The following is a 1,274-nucleotide window of genomic DNA, read 5'->3' as shown; positions in this document are numbered from 1 at the left end:
GGTGACGAGCGGTCTTGCCACTGGAAGCCGGAATAGGGCTCGTCCCACAGAGTGCTGCAAAAGACGCTTCCGACTTCAGTCGATCGGTGTTTCCACCGGCGGTGATCAATAGTTGTGCGGCGGTGACGGTTCCAATGCCCTTCGTCTGCGCCAGCCCCGGGTTGATCGCAAGCACCAGCTGCTCGAGATCGGCCTCAAGTACGTCGATTTCCGCGGTGAGGTGCTGGTACCGGCGCGCCAGAGATTTCAACGACGACATGATTGTGCGGGTGAGCATGTTCTCTTCCGATGCCGGCCTCGTGCGGGCCAAGGCGGGGAACAATGCCGTGTCGGCGGTACTTCGGTACCGGGCCCGAATCTGCTCGGGTGCGGTGACCAGCAGACTTTTGATCTGAACGCGAGTGGCAGTTCGTGCTTTGACCGCACTGCGACGCGCTGCGTGGATGTAGCGGGCGGCCTCGACGAGACCGTCGAGTTGTTTCGGTTCCGGATGATGCCCTACATGCTGTACCTGGCGCGCGGACGAGACCAGTTCAAGCCTGCGTGCTCAGTCCTGCTCGACAGCGACGGTGCTGGTCAGGAAGCTCGACGACAGATCCTCAAGGGTGGAGCCAAGGGCCGTCCGACCGTGACAAAAGATTTGAATGATGACCTTCTCTTGCTGCGCCCCGAAGCCGGAGTCGTGCCGTGGCGCCGTCCGTCCATCCCAGGTAGGACCGAAACTGATACGGGAGACCTTGAGGAGTCAGATCTTGGTTGGGTGGCCTAGTTTTGGACCGGGTGGTCTCAATCGATCGTTGAGTTGGTTGGGTGCCAGCTGGGTTCGGGTCGATCGTTCGGCGGTGCCGCGGCGGGTGGGGGTGTACACGCGGTAGGTGATGATGGTTCTCTTTCTCCGGCGGTCTTTCACTCCTGCGTGAGTGGATCTGTCCCGGATACCGTTGGGGCGGAGCGTAATCCGCTGGTCGCTGCGGTGGTGTTGTTTTGTGGTTGGCGGCGGCGGGTTAGGGCGTGTCCGTCGGAGCTTGGCCGCGGTGGTGAGGAGGTACCGTTCGGCGGCGGCGTAATCGGTGGTCCTCTTGCCGGAGGCGCTGGTGGTGCGGGTGATCAGTTCGAGGTAGCGGCGCCGAAGCGCGCGGGCGTCGGGTTGGCCGAGCAGGAATTCGGTGGCGGCGACGACCTCTGGACTCGGCGCGGTGTGTGTCGCTTTGGCGGGGGTACGCTTTTTCTTCGCGGTCACCGCGTGCTCGCTAGGTGTTGTGGGTATGGACGTT

General features: G+C 62.7%; 2 protein-coding genes. Both read right to left on the bottom strand.

Going from position 1 to position 1,274, the window contains the following annotated elements; all coding sequences use genetic code 11:
- Positions 1–277, bottom strand: a 277-nt coding sequence (locus ACIQ2D_RS22085) for a transposase (RefSeq protein ID WP_402867430.1), incomplete at its 3' end; no start/stop codon positions are given.
- A 468-nt stretch (positions 278–745) separates the two neighbouring features.
- The coding region (locus ACIQ2D_RS22080) for a hypothetical protein (RefSeq protein WP_402867429.1) at positions 746–1,274 on the bottom strand (529 nt) is incomplete at its 5' end.

The sequence above is a fragment of the Lysinibacillus sp. NPDC097287 genome, from assembly GCF_044761695.1.
GTDB lineage: Bacteria > Bacillota > Bacilli > Bacillales_A > Planococcaceae > Lysinibacillus.
The sequence above is the reverse complement of the archived record's forward strand: the minus strand, read 5'-3'. Positions and strand labels throughout refer to the sequence as shown.